This window comes from Thauera aromatica K172 (assembly GCF_003030465.1).
Lineage (GTDB): Bacteria > Pseudomonadota > Gammaproteobacteria > Burkholderiales > Rhodocyclaceae > Thauera > Thauera aromatica.
This window is the reverse complement of sequence record NZ_CP028339.1, coordinates 889,136-906,514: the sequence shown is the minus strand read 5'-3', so window position 1 is coordinate 906,514 and position 17,379 is coordinate 889,136. Positions and strand designations below refer to the sequence as shown.

Sequence of the window (17,379 nt, the reverse complement as noted above, 5' to 3'; positions counted from 1 at the left end):
GGCCGGCGGGGAAATAATGCAAGGGGCCGCGTCCCCTGCCGCCCTCGGCTTCGGTGGCGCCCCCTCGGCGAGAAGCATAAGAGGACGCGGAAAACGACCCAAGGGGGTGGAAGCGGGGCGCGTGCACTCAGGCACGGATGAACCAACTTTTCACTCGATCTTAAACCGCAATGAATAAGTGCTGATGCCAAAAACTTCACGTTCTGTTCATGAATGAAAAAGAAAGTTTTGGCGCCCGCTTATGCAGCGCGATGCAGGCCCAGGGGGTGCCCTTGCGCCCGAGCGTGCTGGAGCGAGAATTCAATCGCCGCTACTGGGGCAGGCCGATCAGCTTGCAGGCGGTGAGGCGGTGGCTGCGCGGGGAAGCCATTCCCGCCCAGGACAAGCTGCAGGTTCTGGCCGAGTGGCTGAAAGTCGAGCCGCAGGTGCTGCGCTTCGGCGAGGACGCGGTACGCTCGGTGCGCGCAGCGCAGGAACGCTGGGCGCAGCTGAGCTATTCCGAGCGCGCCAGCCTCGACGCCTTCCTGTGCCTGCCGCCCGAACAGCGCCGCATCGTGCAGAAGGTCATCGAGGCCTTTGCCGCGGCCTACGGTGACAAGGGCGCGGCCGAGCCGCCGCGCTGAGCGCGGGCGGGCCGCCGCCGTGGCCGGCCTTCAGCGCGGCGGTGGGTCGCTGTCGCGCTCGGCGTCTTCCGCCTCGGGCACGCCGTCGAAGGTGCTCCAGCCCTGAGGGCGGCCGGTGGGCGGCAGGCGGTCGCGCAGGTCGACGTGCTCATGGAGGTGGGCCTTGGCGATGAAGTGGGCGGTGATCGGTGCGGTGAGGAACAGGAACACGCTGATCAGCAGCTCGTGGATCGACAGCCGGTCCTCGATGCCGAAGAAGAACAGCATCGACGCCGCCAGCGCGCCGCCGACGCCGAGCGTGGTCGCCTTGGTCGGAGCATGCAGGCGGGTGAGCAGGTCGGGGAGCTTGACCAGGCCGATCGAGCCGACCAGGGCGAACACGCCGCCGAGCACGATCAGCGCGGCGATCGCCAGTTCGAGGACGAAGTTCATCGCCGCCTCACTCGATGACGTCGCCGCGCAGGATGAAGCGGCAGTAGGCGACGGTGGAGATGAAGCCGAACATCGCGAACAGCAGCGCGGCTTCGAAGAACATCGTGGTGCGCTGCTCGATGCCGAACAGGATGATCAGGGCGATGGTGTTGATCACCATGGTGTCGACCGCCAGCACCCGGTCCATCACCGTGGGGCCGCGCCACAGGCGCCACAGGTTCAGCAGCAGGGCCAGCGAGACGGCGAAGAAGCCGAAGTCGAGGGCAGGCTCGATCATGGGAAAATCTCCTTCAGGCGGGCTTCGTAGCGCTCTTTCATCTGGCGCACCGCGTCCTCCGCGTCGGGCGCGTCGAGGCAATGCACGAGCAGGCTGCGGCCGTCGGCGGAAAGGTCGCAGGACACCGTCCCCGGCGTCATCGTGATCGTTCCGGCGAGCATCGTGATCGCCTCGGGCGAGCGCAGTTCCAGCGGCAGCACCACCCAGCGCACGCGCAGCCGCTCGTTGCCGCGGAACAGGATCAGGCGCGCGACCTGGAGGTTGGCGACGATCACGTCCCACAGCACCAGTGCGGAGTAGGACAACACCTTGCGATAGGCGCGCACCGGCGGGCGTCCGGGCCAGAAGTCGCTGGTGGCGATCGGAATCAGCAGGCCCAGGCCGAGGCCCACCAGCAGCCCGCCGACGCTGAAACTATTCAGCAGCAGCATCCACAGCACCACCAGCACCAGCGTCAGCAGCGGGTGCGGCAGCCAGCGCGCCGCCCGGCTGCGCCAGCCCTCGGCGACAGGGTTGCGGGCCATCAGGGTGTTCCTCCCGCGGTGCCGAGCACCGCCTCGATATAGCCCGCCGGGGCGTAGAGCTGCGCCGCGGTGAGTTCCAGCCAGCGATGCAGCGGGCCGGCGAACACGGTCAGCGCCACCAGCCCGGCGAGCAGGCCGCCGACCGCGACGAAGGGCAACACCGGCGCCGCACGGTAGGCCGGGGCCGGCGCCTCGAGCGCGCTGCACTTCCAGAACAGCAGGCTGCCAGCGCGCGAAAAACCAACGATGGCGATCAGCGACGTGCCCAGGATCAGGCTCCAGAACCAGCCCGCCTGGGCGGAGGCGCGCGCGCCGTCGAGGATCAGCAGCTTGCCGATGAAGCCCGACAGCGGCGGCATCCCGGTGATGCCGATGGCGGCGACGAAGAACAGGCCGGCGAGCAGCCCCCCCTGCGCCAGCCGCGGGGCGAGATCGAAGCGGTCGCGGTGCACGCCACGGCGCTCGGCGACGAGGTCGGCGATCAGGAACAGGGCCGCGGCGGCGAGGGTGGAATGGAGCAGGTAGTAGAGCGCCGCGGCGGTCGCCTGGACGGTGAACAGCGCCACCGTCGCCAGCAGCATGCCCATCGAAGCGATCACCGCGAAGCTCGCCATCTGCCCCAGGCTGCGCGCGCCGAGTACGCCGAGCATGCCCAGCACCAGGGTCAGCAGCCCGGCCGGCAGCAGCCAGGGTGCGGCCAGCCAGGCCGCGCCGCCGGCCTCGGCGCCGAAGGCGAGGATGTACAGGCGCAGGATCGAATAGGCGCCGACCTTGGTCATGATCGCGAACAGCGCCGCCACCGGCCCCGGCGCGTTGGCATAGGTGCCGGGGAGCCAGAAGTGCAGCGGCACCAGCGCCGCCTTGAGCGCGAACACCAGCAGCAGCAGCACCGCCCCGGTGTGGAGCAAGGCCTGGTCGGCGGCGGCGACCTGCGGCACCTTGCGCGCCAGGTCGGCCATGTTGAGGGTGCCGGTGACGCTGTAGATGAGACCGACGGCGATCAGGAACACCGAGGAGCCGATCAGGTTCACCACCACGTACTGCACTCCGGCCTTCACCCGCAGCCCGCCGCCACCATGCACCATGAGGCCGTAGGAGGCGATCAGCAAGACCTCGAAGAACACGAACAGGTTGAAGAAATCGCCGGTCAGGAAAGCGCCGTTGAGGCCCATCAGCTGGAACTGGAGCAGCGCATGGAAGTGCCGCCCGCGCTCGTCCCAGCCATTGACCGCGTACACCAGCACCGCCAGCCCGAGGACCGCGGTCAGCACCAGCATCAGCGCCGCCAGGCGATCGAGCGCGAGCACGATGCCGAACGGCGCCGGCCAGGCGCCGAAGGCATAGACGCGCACTTCGCCATCGGCCGATATCGCCAGCAGGACGAGGCCGGCCGCGAGCAGCAGCACGCCCGAGGCGAGGGCGAAGATGCGCGCCAGCAGGGCGTCGTGGCGGACAGCGACGACGAGCACGGCGCCGACCACCGCCGGCAGCAGGATGGGCAGGATCAGCCAGTGGTTCATCGCCGCTCTCCGCCAGCGGCCCGGCGCGGGCGCTGCTTCCAGTCATCGACGCGGGCTTCGGGGTCGGCGTCGCCGGGCAGATCGACGTGGTCGTTGCCGGTTTCGAGGTAGGCGCGCAGCGCCATCACCACGATCACCGCGGTCATGCCGAAGGAGATCACGATCGCGGTCAGCACCAGCGCCTGCGGCAGCGGGTCGACGTAGGCGCTCGCCGCGGCGCCGATCACCGGCGGCCGATTCACCGCCAGCCGGCCGGTGGCGAAGAGGAAGAGGTTGACCGCATAGGTCAGCAGCGACAGGCCGAGGACGACCGGGAAAGTGCGCGCGCGCAGCACCAGGTAGAGGCCGGCGGCGGTCATCGCGCCGATCGCGGTGGCGACGAGAAACTCCATTCAGTTCTGCTCCTGGGGCGGGACCGCGCTCGGGTCGATGTCCATCGGCGCCTTGTTCACCGGCAGGTGGCCGGCGCGCCGGCCCATCCGCGACAGGTTGGCGAGGGCGAGCATGACCGCGCCGACCACGGTCAGGAACACCCCGGTATCGAAGGCCATCGCGCTCGCCAGCTCGAACTCGCCGACCAGCGGCAGGTGGAAATGGCCGAAGGTCGACGTCAGGAAGGGCTGGTCGAGCACCATCGCGCCGATCCCGGTGAGGGCGGCAATCAGCACCCCGGCACCGATCAGGGCGTGGTAATCGACCTTCACCCGCTGCGCCGCCCAGCCGAAGCCGCTCGCCATGTACTGCATGATCAGCGCGATCGACACCACGAGCGCGGCGATGAAGCCGCCACCGGGCTGGTTGTGGCCGCGCAGGAAGATGTAGGCCCCGACCAGCAGCGCCAGCGGCAGCATCACCCGGGTCGCCACCACCATGATCATCGGGTGGCGGTCGACCGACACCGGCAGATCCGGCGTCCACGCGCTCAGCCGGCGGCCGACGCGGCCGTGCAGGGCACCGTCGAGGAGCGCGTAGATGGCGAGCGCGGCGATGCCGAGGACGGTGATCTCGCCGAAGGTGTCGAAGCCGCGGAAATCGACCAGGATCACGTTCACGACGTTGGTGCCGCCTCCGCCCGAAACCGCATTTTCCAGGTAGTAGCCGGACAGCGAGCTGCCGTCGCGGGTCAGCATCGCCCAACTCGCCAGCGCCATCCCCAGGCCGGCGGCACCGGCCAGCACGCCGTCGCGCAGGTGGCGCAGCGGCTGGCGCTGGGCGCTGGAACTGAGCGGCCCTTCCTTGGGCAGGAAATACAGCGCCAGCAGGATCAGGATCACGGTGGCGACTTCGACCGAAATCTGGGTCAGGGCGAGGTCGGGCGCGGACAGGTAGAGGAAGGCGACGCAGACGATGAGCCCGACCGCCCCCACCGCCACCACCGCGAGCAGGCGCTTGCGATAGAGCAGGAGAGCGAGCGCGCAGCCACCCAGCAGCAGCATCCAGGCGACCACCGCGACCGGCACCGCCGGCAGCAGCGCGCGCATGCCCGCGCCATGAGGTGCGGCGGAGAAAGCGGCAAAGCCGGCGGCGGTCACCGCCCCGACCAGGAAGGCCAGCGCGCGCTGCTGGGAGCCGTTATGGACGCCGTGGATCAGCCGCCGGCTGCCCGCCACCGCGGCCGCGAGGGCGCCGTCGAAGATCGCCTTCGCTTCGGGATGGGCCCCCGCCTGCCACCGCGCACGCAGCCGCGGATAGGCGGCGAGGACGCCGCCGCCGACGGCGAGCGCGATCGCCGACAGGCCCAGTGCCGGAGTGAAGCCGTGCCACAGCGCGAGGGGATAGTCGGGCGCCGCGCCGCCGGTCACCGCGCCCGACACCACCGCCACCAGCGGTCCGGCGAGGGTTTCGGGGAACAGCCCGATCAGCACCACCAGCGCCACCAGCAGCGCCGGCGGCAGCCACATCCCGACCGGGGGGTCGTGCGGCGGATGCGGGTAGTCGTCGCGCCGGGGGCCGAAGAAGACGTGCACGATGTAGCGCAGAGAGTAGGCCACCGAGAAGCAGGCCGCGAGCGTAGCCAGCGCCGCCACCACCCAGCCGTTGCCCAGCCACGCGGTCGCGGCCGCCTCGTGCAGCATCATTTCCTTGGAGAGGAAGCCGTTCAGCGGCGGCAGGCCAGCCATCGACGCCGCCGCCACCAGCGCCAGCGTCGCGCTCACCGGCATCAGCTGGAGCAGGCCGCCGAGGCGGCGGATGTCGCGGGTGCCGGCCTCGTGGTCGACGATCCCCGCGTTCATGAACAGCGCGGCCTTGAAGGTGGCGTGGTTGAGGATGTGGAACACCCCGGCGACCGCCGCGAGCGGCGTGCCGAAGCCGAACAGCATCGTCACCAGGCCGAGATGGCTGACCGTGGAATAGGCCAGCAGCCCCTTCAGGTCGTCCTTGAACAAGGCGATGAAGGCGCCAATCAGCATCGTCAACAGGCCGGTGGTGGCGACGAGGTAGAACCATTCCGCGGTGCCGGCGAGCACCGGCCACATCCGCGCGAGCAGGAACAGGCCGGCCTTCACCATGGTCGCCGAATGGAGGTAGGCCGACACCGGGGTGGGCGCCGCCATCGCGTGCGGCAGCCAGAAATGGAAGGGGAACTGGGCGCTCTTGGTGAAGCAGCCGCCGAGGATCAGGAGCAGCGCCGGCAGGTACAGCGGCGAAGCCTGGATCACCTCCTTCTGCTGCAGGATGGCGGTGAGCTCGTAGGAGCCGGCGATCTCGCCCAGCAGCAGCATTCCGGCGATCATCGCCAGGCCGCCGGCGCCGGTCACGGTCAGCGCCATGCGCGCGCCCTGGCGGCCTTCGGGGAGGTGCTTCCAGTAGCCGATCAGGAGGAAGGACGACAGGCTGGTGAGCTCCCAGAACACCAGCAGCAACAGGATGTTGTCCGACAGCACGATCCCCACCATCGCCCCCTGGAACAGCAGCAGGTAGCTGTAGAACGTTCCCATCGGGTCGTCCTTGGCGAGGTAGAAGCGGGCATAGACGATGATCAGCAGGCCGATACCCAGGATCAGCCCGGCGAAGAAGAAGCCCAGCCCGTCGAGGAAGAAGTTCGCCTGCAGGCCGAGCGCGGGCAGCCAGTTCCAGCCCGCACGCACGACTTCGCCGCGGAACACCGCCGGAGCGTGCGAGAGCAGCAGGGCGAAAGCGAGCAGGCTGAACGTGAATGCGGAGAGCACGCAGGCGTTGCGCCCGGCACGGATCATCAGCGCCGGGAGCAGCGCGCCGATCAGGGGCAACAGCACGACCAGGACAAGGCTCATCGATCAGTCCGCCGGCGCCGGGCGACGCCGATAGGTTGGACGGCGGGCGACGGCCACGCCCGCCGGGACGAAAGGGACAGGCTGCGGCCGCGAAGATTCGGCAGAGTATATCGTCGTCAGCGCCGCACTCACTACACGGCAATGCATTTCACTAGGCGAAATCGACGCAGGCGGTTACCATCCCGGTTCACTGCCACCCGAGTCAGCGCCACCGCCGTGCCCACACCGAAGAACGATCCCGCCCCTCCTGCCAGCGAAGCCAAGAACCCGATCCAGGTCATCGACCGGATGATGAAGCTGCTCGAGGTGCTGGCCCAGCATGCCGACCCCGTGCCCTTGAAGCAGCTCGCGCTCGAGACCGGACTGCACCCCTCCACCGCGCACCGCATCCTGGGGGCGATGACCCAGAGCGGCTTCGTCGAGCGTTCGGACGCCGGGGTGTACCGGCTCGGCATCCGCCTGCTCGAACTGGGCAGTCTGGTGAAGTCGCGCATTTCCCTGCGCGAGACGGCGATGCCGCTGATGCTGAGGCTGCATGCGGCGACCGGAGAAAGCGTCAATCTGGGAATCCGCGACGGCGACGAGATCGTCTATGTCGAGCGCACTTCGAGCGGACGCTCCTCGGTGCGCGTGGTGCACATCGTCGGCGCGCGCGCGCCGCTGCACACCACCGCCACCGGCAAGCTGTTCCTGGTCGAGGACGGGCTCGAGCGCATCCGCGACTACGCCCGCCGCACCGGCCTGCCCGCATCCACGGCGGCTTCGATCACCTCCCTGCCGGCACTGGAAAAGGAGCTCGACCGCGTCCGCCGCCATGGCGTCGCCTTCGACCTCGACGAAGTGGAGCCGGGAGTGCGATGCATCGGCGCCGGCATCCACGACGATTCCGGCGCGCTGGTCGCCGGCCTGTCGCTGTCGACCCCGTCCGAGCGCTTCAACCCCGAGTGGGCGCCGCTGGTGCGCGAGACCGCGGACGAGATTTCCCGCGCCCTCGGCTACGTAGCACCGCGCGCCGGCTGAGCCGGCACCGCGCGGGCGGAGAGGCGGCCGCGCGCCCCAGCGGCGCGGTCTCAGGCGGCGGCGCCCAGCCCCGCAACCGCGGCGCGGCCGAGTTCGAAAGCCTGGCGGTTGAGGTCGACGAGCGCCGGCTTGCGCACGCCGAAGCGCGCCAGCACCGCGTTGCGCAGGACGTCGGCGGGAAACGGCAGGCGGTCGGACATCGCCCCCAGCATCACGGTGTTGCCGAGGCGGATGTTGCCCAGCTGGAGCGCGAGCGCGCTGGCGTCGAAGTCGTACACTTCGACCCCCAGAGCGCGCATTTCGGCGATCGGATCGGCCGGATAGTCGTAGAGGCCGATGGTGACGACCGGCGGCACGAAGCGCCCCTGGTTGACCAGGGCGACGCCGCCCGGCTTCAGCATGTGGGACCAGCGCAAGGCTTCGGCGGCCTCGAAGCCGACCAGTAGGTCGGCCTCTCCGGGCACGATCTGCGGCGACAGCACCTGCGGGCCGAAGCGCAGGTGCGAAGTCACCACGCCGCCGCGCTGGCTCATGCCCGCGACTTCGGTCTTCTTGACGTCGAAGCCGAGCGACAGCGCCGCCTCGGCGAGGATTTCGGTGGCGGTCATCACGCCCTGGCCGCCGATGCCGCAAACCGCGATGTTGGTGATGGTCATGGTCGGTTCCTCAGATCTTCGCGTGCAGGAATTTCACCGGGTGCTCGGGTGCGGCATGGACGATCGCCTCCGGCGCGCAGGGCTGCACGCACAGGCCGCAACCGGTACACGCCGAAGTCTCGATGCGGGTGAAGGCGAGCTCGACTTCCTTGCCGGAAGGCTTCACTTCCTTGGCCCGGCGGGTGACGTGGATCGCCGGACAGCCGACGTCGAGGCAGTTGCCGCAGCCGGTGCACTGGTCGGCGATGACCTTGTAGGGCTGGGCCGGCTGGTAGTCGTCGATGAGCACGCACGGGCGGTTGGTGATGATCACCGAGGGCTCGCGGACCTTGGTTTCCTCGCGCAGCGTCTTGAACAGCACCGGCAGCTGGTAGGGGTCGAGCACATGGATGCGCTCCTTGTTCACCCCCAGGGCTTCGCACAGCTTGGCGAAGTCGATGCGCGGCACCGTTTCGCCGTGGATGTCGCGGCCGGTGCCCGGGTTGTCCTGGCCGCCGGTCATGCCGACCGCACGGTTGTCGAGCAGCAGGACGGTGACGTTGCCCCGGTTCCAGGTGATGTCGAGCAGGCCCTGCATGCCCATGTGCATGAAGGTCGAGTCGCCGATCACGGCGACCACGGATTTTTTCGCGTCGGCTTCGCCGCGGCCCTTGTCCATGCCCAACGCCACCCCCATCGACGCTCCCATCGAGATGCAGGTGTCGAGCGCATTCCAGGGCTGGCCGGCCCCCAGGGTGTAGCAGCCGATGTCGCCCGAGATGGTGATGTTGCGCAGCTGGGCGAGGGTGTAGTAGATGCCTAGGTGCGGACAGGCGACGCACATCGTCGGCGGGCGCGGGAACACTTGCTGCGGCGCCAGGTGTGCCTTCGCCGGCACGGGTTCGCCGAGCAGGCGGGCGACCGCCGGCTTGAGCACATCGGGCGACAGTTCGCCGACCCGGGGCAGCGTGTCCTTGCCGGAACAGGCGATGCCCGCGGCGCGCAGCTCGTTTTCGACCAGCGCCTCGGTCTCTTCGACGACGAGGAGCTGGTCCACGCCGACGGCCAGTTCGCGCACGCGCTCGAGCGGCAGCGGATAGGACTGGCCGAGCTTGAACACCGGCGCGGCGGGGAAGGCTTCGCGCACGTGCATGAACGCCGGCCCGGAAACGACGAAGCCGATGCGGCGGTCCTCGCCCGGCAGCAGCGCGTTGAACGCGCTTTCCATGCTCGCGGCACGCAGCGCCTCTTCGCGCTCGTGCATCCGCGCCACGCGCGGCTTGGCGTTGCCGGGGACCATCACCCAGCGCTGGGGGTCCTTGACGAAGCCGCCCGGCTCGTGGGTTTCGCGCTCGCCCGGCAGCACCCGGCCCTTGACGTGGCAGATGCGAGTGGTCAGGCGCAGGATCGCGGGGCAGCGGAAACGCTCCGACAGCGCGAACGCCGCGCGCGTCATGTCGTAGGACTCCTGCGCATCGGCCGGCTCGAACAGCGGCAGATGGGCGAAGCGCGCCCAGAAGCGCGAATCCTGCTCGTTCTGCGACGAGGACATGCCGACGTCGTCGGCCACGGCGATCACCAGGCCGCCTTCGGTGCCGGTGACGGTCATCGTCATCAGCGCATCGGCAGCGACGTTGAGACCGACGTGCTTCATCGCACAGAACGCGCGCGCACCCACCATCGAGGCGCCGAGCGCCACTTCGAGCGAGACCTTCTCGTTGATCGACCACTCGGTGTACAGATCCGGATAGCGCGCGAGCACTTCCAGGATCTCGGTCGACGGCGTCCCCGGATAGGCGGCGGCGACACGGCAGCCGGCGTCGCGCACGGCGAGCGCGACGGCGTCGTTACCGGACAGGAACAAGCGGCTCGGAGCCGGTTCGGGGAGGGCTGCACCCATGGAAGCTTCCTCTCGTCAGTCGTTTCGTAAATCGAGCCCGCGAGTCTAGTCGGCGCGTCCGTGCTCCCGATTGATCTTGGTCAACCGGGGGCACGGAGGCGCCGGCCAGGGCGGGCCTCTGAAACGACGAGGAAGTGGCGGGCCGCAGCCCCGGCGCGCGTCCTGCGCGCCGGCACGGGCTAGTGTAGTGCTGCATTCTGTTTGGAGCTTAAGCGGCTGTTGGCACGGATAACCTTCTGCAGGATGTCGCGAGCGCTCTTGGTCCAGATGAAGGGCTTGGGGTCGGTATTGTGGTGAGCGATGTATTCATCGATGGCAGTAACGAGTTCGGGGACGCTGGTGAAGACGCCGCGACGCAGTCGCTCGGTGGTGATGTCGCGGAAGAAGCGTTCGACCATGTTCAGCCAGGAAGCCGAGGTGGGTGTGAAATGCATGACGAAGCGCGGGTGCTTGGCGAGCCACTCCTGCACGACGGGATGCTTGTGCGTAGCGTAGTTGTCGGCGATCAGGTGCAAGGTCTTGTCCTTGGGCGTTTCGCGGTCGATCTTTTTCAGGAACTTCAACCACTCGGCGTGGGTGTGTCGTTGCTGGCATTGCCCGATGACCTGACCATCGAGCACGTTGAGCGCGGCAAACAGCGTGGTCGTGCCATTGCGCTTGTAATCGTGAGTCATGGTGGCCGCCCGCCCCTTCTTCAACGGCAATCCGGGTTGTGTGCGATCGAGCGCCTGGACCTGGCTCTTCTCGTCACAGCACAGCACCAACGCGTGCTCGGGCGGGGCCATGTACAGGCCGACGATATCTTCAAGCTTCTCGACAAACTTCGGATCGCGCGAAACCTTGAAACCGCGCACGACATGCGGTTTCAGTCCGGCCGCCTGCCAATGCCGCCCGACGGTCGTCGCATGCACGCCCAGTTTCGCTGCCATCTTGCGCGTGCTCCAGTGCGTGGCCGCTTCGGGCTGGGTCTGGGTGGTCAGTTCCACCAGCCGCGTCAGGTCCACCTTCTTCGGCGGCGCACCCCGCGGCAAATCGCGCTCGATCCCGGCAAGCCGCATCTGCGCATAGCGCCCACGCCAGCGGGCCACTTGAATTCGCCCGATGCCCAATTGCTCCGCAATCTGTCGATTCTGCAGTCCCTCGGCCGCCAGCAGCACAATCCGAGCACGTTGCGACAACCTGACGCTCGTCAGCCGCGAGGCCGCCAACTTGCCCAGTTCCGCTCGCTCGTCCTCGGTCAAAACAATCTCGGGCGCAACTCGCATTCGGCTCTCCGCTTTGCATGCATGACGCATTATCGCAGCAGACATCCGTTAAGTCACTTCAAGAACGCAGCACTACACTAGCCGCCGGAGACGTGTGGTGCCGACGCCAGGCGCTGGGGCAGCATGTGCTCGAGCCACTTGCGCACACGCTTGGCATCGGCGGTGCGGGTATAGCGCCCGGCCGAGTCCATCAGCACCATCACCACCGGCTGCTGGTGCAGCCAGGTCTGCATGACCAGGCAGCGGCCGGCCTCGGAAATGTAGCCGGTCTTCGAGACGCTGATCGCCCATTCCGGGCTCTTCACCAGCGCGTTCGTATTGCCGAAGCGCATCGAATGGCCGCGCACGTCGACGTAACGCTCGGGGGCGGTGGAAAACTCGCGGATCAGGGCGTAGGACGAAGCCGCCGACACCAGCCGGGCAAGGTCGCGCGGACTGGAGACGTTGGCCGGGTTGAGGCCGGTGCTGTCGCTGAAGCGGGTGCTCCACAGCCCGAGCAGGCGGGCCTTGACGTTCATCGCTTCGATGAAGGCGGGCTCACCGCCCGGGTAGTTGCGTGCCAGCGCCGACGCGGCGCGGTTTTCCGACGACATCAGCGCCAGATTGAGCATTTCCTCGCGCGTCAGTGCGGTGCCGAGCGACAGCCGCGAGCCGGTGCCTTTCAGGTGGTCGATGTCCTCGGCGGTAACGGTCAGACGTTCGGACAGGCTCTGCCCGCCATCGAGCACCACCATCGCGGTCATCAGCTTGGTGATCGAGGCGATCGGCAACACGGCGCCGGCATTGCGCTCGAGCAGCACCTCGCCGGTGTTCTGGTTGACGACGTAAAAGGCGCTCGAGCCCAGTGCCGGCAGCGCGTCGGCAGCGCTTTCCGGATCCACGGCCGCAGCCGCCGGAGCCGCGATCATGGTTTTCTTCGCTGCAACCCGCACGGCCGCGGATTTGGTCGCCGCGGATTTCGTCGCCTTCGCCCTGGATTTCTTCTTGGTCACGGCGCGCTTCGGCGCCGGCTTGGCCGGATTCGATTTGACGCTTTTTTTTGCAACAACCTGCTTGCTCGTCGGCGCACTGCTGGCGCCGGTGGATGCGGCATCGACCGCCCCGCTCTGGAGCGCGAACAGCGCTGCGAACGCAACGCCGAGAATTTTGTGCCTCATGGTCGGCAGCCCGGTGAAGGATTGCGAAATGTTTATGTTTGAAAAATAAGCAGATACAAATTTATTTTCAAGTATTTTCGAAATCTGCCGGGAAATTCTCCCACATTCCGCGCCACCCTGCTCCGGCGCGCATCGAAAATACTTCGATGCGCGCCGGGCACAGAGGGCTCAGCCGGCCTGCCCGGCCTCCACCACCGTCAAGGCGGTCATGTTGATGATGCGCCGCACCGTGGCCGAGGGCGTGAGGATATGCACCGGCTTCGACGCCCCGAGCAGGATCGGACCGACCGTCATGCCCTCACCGGCGGCGTTCTTGAGCAGGTTGAAGGCGATGTTGGCCGCATCGAGGGTGGGGAAGATCAGCAGATTGGCGTCCTCGCGCATCTTCGCGTTGGGGAAGATCTGCAGCCGGTGCTTTGCGTCCAGCGCCGCATCGCCCTGCATTTCGCCTTCCACCGGCAGATCGGGGTGCTCGGCATGCAGGATGCGCAACGCCGCCCGCATCTTCTCCGCGGTGGGCGAGTCGGCCGCGCCGAAGGACGAGTGCGACAGCAGCGCCACCCGCGGCTCGATGCCGAAGCGTTTCATTTCCTCGGCCGCGAGCTGGGTCATCTCGGCGATCTGCGCCGGCGTCGGATCGTAGTTCACGTAGGTGTCGGCGAGGAACAGGGTGCGCTCGGGCAGGTTCAGCAGATTCACCGTGTACAGGTGATTCACCCCCTCGCGGCGGCCGAGCACGGTCTCGACGAATTCGCGGTGCAGCCGGTGCATGCCGTAGGTGCCGCAGATCAGGCCGTCGCCGTAGCCGAACTTGAGCAGCAGCGTGCCGATCAGCGTGGTGCGCCGGCGCACTTCCTTCTTGGCGTATTCCACCGACACTCCGCGGCGCTCCATCAGGCCGTGGTAGTGCTGCCACAGCTCGTTGAAACGCGGGTCCGAATCGGGGTTGACGAGTTCGAAATCGCGCTCGACGGCGATACGCAGGCCGAAGCGCTCGATGTTGTGCAGCACCACGTCCGGGCGGCCGATCAGGATCGGGCGCGCCAGGCCCTCGTCCACCACCTGCTGCACCGCGCGCAGCACCTTCTCCGATTCGCCCTCGGAGAAGATGATGCGCTTCGGGTTCATGCGCGCGGCGGCGAATACCGGCTTCATGATCAGGCCGGAATGCCAGACGAAGTTGTTGAGCTGGCTGCGGTAGGCGTCCCAGTCGCTGAGCGGGCGCGTGGCCACGCCCGAGGCGACCGCCGCGGCGGCGACCGCAGGCGCGATCTTGACGATCAGGCGCGGGTCGAAGGGGCGCGGAATGATGTACTCGGGGCCGAAGCCGCCCACTTTCTCGCCGTAGGCGGCGGCGACGATGTCGCTCTGCTCGACGCGCGCCAGCTCGGCGATCGCCTTCACCGCGGCGAGCTGCATCTCGTCGGTGATCGTGGTCGCACCGACATCCAGCGCGCCGCGGAAGATGAAGGGAAAGCACAGCACGTTGTTGACCTGGTTCGGGTAGTCCGAACGGCCGGTGGCGATGATCGCGTCGCCGCGCACTGCCTTGACCTCGTCAGGAAGGATCTCCGGGGTCGGGTTGGCGAGCGCGAGGATCAGCGGCTTGGCCGCCATCTTCGCCACCATCTCGCCCTTCACCACGCCGCCGGCCGAAAGTCCGAGGAAGACGTCGGCCCCCTCGATGACTTCGGCGAGCTTCCTGGCCTCGGTCTTCTTGGCGTAGCGCGCCTTGATCGGGTCCATCAGCGCGGTGCGGCCCTCATAGACCACGCCCTCGATGTCGGTGACCCAGATGTTGTCGACCGGCACCCCGAGCTTGACCAGCAGGCCCAGGCAGGCGAGCGCCGCAGCGCCGGCGCCGGAAGTCACCAGCTTGACCTTCTTCAGGTCCTTGCCCTGCAGGTGCAGCCCGTTCAGGACCGCGGCGCCGACCACGATCGCGGTGCCGTGCTGGTCGTCGTGGAAGACCGGAATCTTCATGCGCTCGCGCAGCTTCTGCTCGATGTAGAAGCACTCGGGGGCCTTGATGTCCTCGAGGTTGATGCCGCCGAAAGTGGGCTCGAGCGCGGCGATCATGTCGATCAGCTTGTCGGCGTCAGGCTCGTCGATCTCGAGGTCGAAGACGTCGATGCCGGCAAACTTCTTGAACAGCACCCCCTTCCCTTCCATTACCGGCTTGGCCGCGAGCGGACCGATGTTGCCCAGGCCGAGCACCGCGGTGCCGTTGGTGACGACGCCGATCAGGTTCGAACGCGCGGTGAGTTCGGCGGCCTGCGCCGGGTCCTCGACGATCGCGTCGCAGGCCGCGGCCACGCCCGGTGAATAGGCCAGCGACAGGTCGCGCTGGTTGGACAGCACCTTCGTCGGCGTCACCGAGATCTTGCCCGGGCGCGGATAGCGATGATAGTCGAGGGCTGCGGTGCGAAGCAGTTCATCCATGGGTGTCCTCCCGTCTCGTCGTTGGAGTGCCGCACGCCGGAAGTGGAAGCTGCCGCGTCGGCGGACGCGCAGCCCGGATCCCGGTTGCGCCAGACTGCAAAGGATAACGCGGAACAGGCGTCTTCCGCATTACGAAAAGCAAGATTGCGATGTGAAAGATTTTCGCCCTGTGCGGAATCGCTCCGGCGATCGCCACTGCGGCATTCATCGAAGTCCTCCGGTCATGGCATAATGTCGGGCTTTCGTTGATTGCGGTTTACCCTCGGGTGACGGCAGTCGCGCAAACGGGCGCAGCCATCCGCCGCGCCCGTGCAGCCCGCCGGCCAGGCGGCCTCCTCCTGCAGCGCTGGCCGACCGACGGGGATGGTTTTGCACCACAGCACACGGGAGAGCTGTAAATCATGACTCAAAGCCACGCCGCGGCGGCCATTACCGCCGCACCCGATTATGTCCGCCACGAAGGCCTCAAGAAGTGGGTCGGCGAAATCGCTGCCCTGACCGAGCCCGACCGTGTCGTCTGGTGCGACGGATCCCAGGAAGAATACGACCGCCTGTGCGCTGAAATGGTCGCCTCCGGCATGCTGATCAAGCTCAACCCGGAAAAGCGCAAGAATTCCTACCTCGCCTGCTCCGATCCCTCGGACGTGGCGCGCGTCGAAGACCGCACCTTCATCTGCTCGCAGAACCAGGCCGACGCCGGCCCGACCAACAACTGGGAAGACCCGGAAGTCATGCGCGGAACCCTGAACGAGCTGTTCAAGGGCTCGATGCGCGGGCGCACGATGTACGTGGTGCCGTTCTCGATGGGGCCGCTCGGCAGCCCGATCGCCCACATCGGCATCGAAATTTCCGACAGCCCCTACGTCGCCACCAATATGCGCACGATGACGCGCATGGGCCGCGGCGCGATCGAAGTGCTCGGTGCCGACGGCGAGTTCGTCCCCTGCGTGCACTCGGTGGGAGCCCCGCTCGCCCACGGCGAGAAGGACAGCCGCTGGCCGTGCAACCCGACCACCAAGTACATCGTGCACTTTCCCGAGACGCGCGAGATCTGGTCCTACGGCTCGGGCTACGGCGGCAACGCCCTGCTCGGCAAGAAATGCTTCGCCCTGCGCATCGCCTCCACCATGGCGCGCGACGAAGGCTGGCTCGCCGAGCACATGCTGATCCTCGGCGTGGAAAGCCCCAAAGGCGAGAAAACCTACGTCGCCGCCGCCTTCCCCTCGGCCTGCGGCAAGACCAACTTCGCCATGCTGATCCCGCCGAAATCCTTCGACGGCTGGAAGATCACCACCGTCGGCGACGATATCGCCTGGATCAAGCCGGGCAAGGACGGCAAGTTCTACGCCATCAACCCCGAAGCCGGCTTCTTCGGCGTCGCTCCGGGGACGTCGGAAAAGACCAACTACAACGCGATGGCGACGCTGAAGGAAAACATCATCTTCACCAACGTCGCGCTGACCGACGACGGCGACGTGTGGTGGGAAGGGATGTCCAAGGAAGCTCCGGCGCACCTGATCGACTGGCAGGGCAAGGACTGGACGCCGGAAATCGCCAAGGAAACCGGACGCAAGGCGGCGCACCCGAACTCGCGCTTCACCGCCCCGGCCGGCCAGTGCCCGTCGATCGACCCGGCCTGGGAAGACCCTGCCGGGGTGCCGATCTCGGCTTTCATCTTCGGCGGCCGCCGCGCCACCACCGTGCCGCTGGTGTACCAGGCCTTCAACTGGAACTACGGCGTCTACATGGCCGCCACCCTCGGCTCGGAAACCACCGCCGCCGCCTTCGGCGCGCAGGGCGTGGTCCGGCGCGACCCGTTCGCAATGCTGCCGTTCTGCGGTTACCACATGGGCGACTACTTCAACCACTGGCTGAAAATGGGCCATGTGGTCGAGAACACGCCGAAGATCTTCTGCGTGAACTGGTTCCGCATGAACGAGAAGGGCGAATTCATGTGGCCCGGCTTCGGCGAGAACATGCGCGTGCTGAAGTGGATCGTCGACCGCTGCAAGGGCCGCATCTCCGCCAAGGAAACCGCGCTCGGCTGGATGCCGCGCTTCGAGGATCTGGACTGGAGCGGAGCGGACGTCACCCGCGAGGAGTTCGACGCCCTCACCCAGGTCGATGCAAAGGCGTGGAAGAGCGAGCTCAACCTGCACAAGGAATGGTTCGATAAGCTGCAGGACCGCCTGCCGCGCCAGCTGGTCCTGAAGCGCGAGCTGTTCGAGCTGGCGCTGAACGCGGACTGATCCGCGCCCGGAGCGCAACCATCGAAAAAGCGCCGCATGCGACGCTTTTTCTTTGTCGATTCCGCGCCCAGCGGCAGGCGG

15 protein-coding genes are annotated in these 17,379 nt (G+C 67.5%); 4 read left to right on the top strand and 11 right to left on the bottom strand.

Annotation, left to right across the window (positions count from 1 at the left end):
• Positions 1-209: 209 nt before the first annotated feature.
• On the top strand, positions 210-623 hold the full coding sequence (locus Tharo_RS04375) for a transcriptional regulator (RefSeq protein WP_107220146.1): 414 nt from the start codon (positions 210-212) through the stop codon (positions 621-623).
• 30 nt (positions 624-653) lie between these two features.
• Here Tharo_RS04375 and Tharo_RS04370 read toward each other — a convergent pair whose 3' ends face one another.
• From Tharo_RS04370 to Tharo_RS04345, 6 genes are read right to left on the bottom strand one after another with little or no spacing between them, the layout of a single operon-like run.
• Positions 654-1,055, bottom strand: a complete 402-nt coding sequence (locus Tharo_RS04370; RefSeq protein WP_107220145.1) for a Na+/H+ antiporter subunit G — start codon at positions 1,053-1,055, stop codon at positions 654-656.
• 7 nt (positions 1,056-1,062) lie between these two features.
• The gene (locus tag Tharo_RS04365; RefSeq protein WP_107220144.1) at positions 1,063-1,332 is read right to left on the bottom strand and encodes a K+/H+ antiporter subunit F; all 270 of its coding nucleotides are present in this window, start codon (positions 1,330-1,332) and stop codon (positions 1,063-1,065) included.
• Positions 1,329-1,856 carry a Na+/H+ antiporter subunit E gene (locus tag Tharo_RS04360; RefSeq protein WP_107220143.1) on the bottom strand — a complete coding sequence of 176 codons (528 nt, stop codon included), beginning with the start codon at positions 1,854-1,856 and terminating at the stop codon, positions 1,329-1,331. The genes Tharo_RS04365 and Tharo_RS04360 overlap by 4 nt, the downstream gene beginning before the upstream one ends.
• Complete coding sequence (locus Tharo_RS04355) at positions 1,856-3,376, bottom strand: monovalent cation/H+ antiporter subunit D (RefSeq protein WP_107220142.1); 1,521 nt, start codon at positions 3,374-3,376, stop codon at positions 1,856-1,858. The genes Tharo_RS04360 and Tharo_RS04355 overlap by 1 nt, the downstream gene beginning before the upstream one ends.
• Positions 3,373-3,768 carry a Na+/H+ antiporter subunit C gene (locus Tharo_RS04350; RefSeq protein WP_107220141.1) on the bottom strand — a complete coding sequence of 132 codons (396 nt, stop codon included), beginning with the start codon at positions 3,766-3,768 and terminating at the stop codon, positions 3,373-3,375. The genes Tharo_RS04355 and Tharo_RS04350 overlap by 4 nt, the downstream gene beginning before the upstream one ends.
• The gene (locus tag Tharo_RS04345) at positions 3,769-6,630 is read right to left on the bottom strand and encodes a monovalent cation/H+ antiporter subunit A (protein WP_107220140.1); all 2,862 of its coding nucleotides are present in this window, start codon (positions 6,628-6,630) and stop codon (positions 3,769-3,771) included. It lies immediately after the preceding gene.
• A 288-nt stretch (positions 6,631-6,918) separates the two neighbouring features.
• Here Tharo_RS04345 and Tharo_RS04340 point away from each other — a divergent pair, with 288 nt between their 5' ends.
• Positions 6,919-7,650: an IclR family transcriptional regulator gene (locus Tharo_RS04340; protein WP_245881047.1), complete on the top strand. Its 732-nt coding sequence runs from the start codon at positions 6,919-6,921 to the stop codon at positions 7,648-7,650.
• 50 nt (positions 7,651-7,700) lie between these two features.
• On the opposite strand, the gene Tharo_RS04335 is transcribed toward Tharo_RS04340, so the two are convergent.
• The 4 genes from Tharo_RS04335 to pbpG all read right to left on the bottom strand — a co-directional run bounded on the left by Tharo_RS04335 (position 7,701) and on the right by pbpG (position 12,358).
• Positions 7,701-8,306 carry an indolepyruvate oxidoreductase subunit beta gene (locus Tharo_RS04335; protein WP_107220138.1) on the bottom strand — a complete coding sequence of 202 codons (606 nt, stop codon included), beginning with the start codon at positions 8,304-8,306 and terminating at the stop codon, positions 7,701-7,703.
• Between the two features lie 10 nt (positions 8,307-8,316).
• On the bottom strand, positions 8,317-10,185 hold the full coding sequence (locus tag Tharo_RS04330; RefSeq protein ID WP_107220137.1) for a thiamine pyrophosphate-dependent enzyme: 1,869 nt from the start codon (positions 10,183-10,185) through the stop codon (positions 8,317-8,319).
• A 179-nt stretch (positions 10,186-10,364) separates the two neighbouring features.
• Positions 10,365-11,450: an IS630 family transposase gene (locus tag Tharo_RS04325; protein ID WP_107220136.1), complete on the bottom strand. Its 1,086-nt coding sequence runs from the start codon at positions 11,448-11,450 to the stop codon at positions 10,365-10,367.
• A gap of 77 nt (positions 11,451-11,527) precedes the next feature.
• On the bottom strand, positions 11,528-12,358 hold the full coding sequence (pbpG, locus tag Tharo_RS04320) for a D-alanyl-D-alanine endopeptidase (protein ID WP_342749587.1): 831 nt from the start codon (positions 12,356-12,358) through the stop codon (positions 11,528-11,530).
• On the opposite strand from pbpG, the gene Tharo_RS18115 reads away from it, so the two are divergent.
• Positions 12,357-12,656, top strand: a complete 300-nt coding sequence (locus Tharo_RS18115; protein WP_342749586.1) for a hypothetical protein — start codon at positions 12,357-12,359, stop codon at positions 12,654-12,656. The genes pbpG and Tharo_RS18115 overlap by 2 nt on opposite strands.
• Positions 12,657-12,775: 119 nt before the next feature.
• Here Tharo_RS18115 and Tharo_RS04315 read toward each other — a convergent pair whose 3' ends face one another.
• Positions 12,776-15,049, bottom strand: a complete 2,274-nt coding sequence (locus Tharo_RS04315; protein ID WP_107220134.1) for an NADP-dependent malic enzyme — start codon at positions 15,047-15,049, stop codon at positions 12,776-12,778.
• A 401-nt stretch (positions 15,050-15,450) separates the two neighbouring features.
• Here Tharo_RS04315 and Tharo_RS04310 point away from each other — a divergent pair, with 401 nt between their 5' ends.
• Positions 15,451-17,298 (top strand): phosphoenolpyruvate carboxykinase (GTP), encoded by a 1,848-nt coding sequence (locus tag Tharo_RS04310; protein WP_107220133.1) that lies wholly within the window; start codon positions 15,451-15,453, stop codon positions 17,296-17,298.
• Positions 17,299-17,379 lie beyond the last annotated feature (81 nt).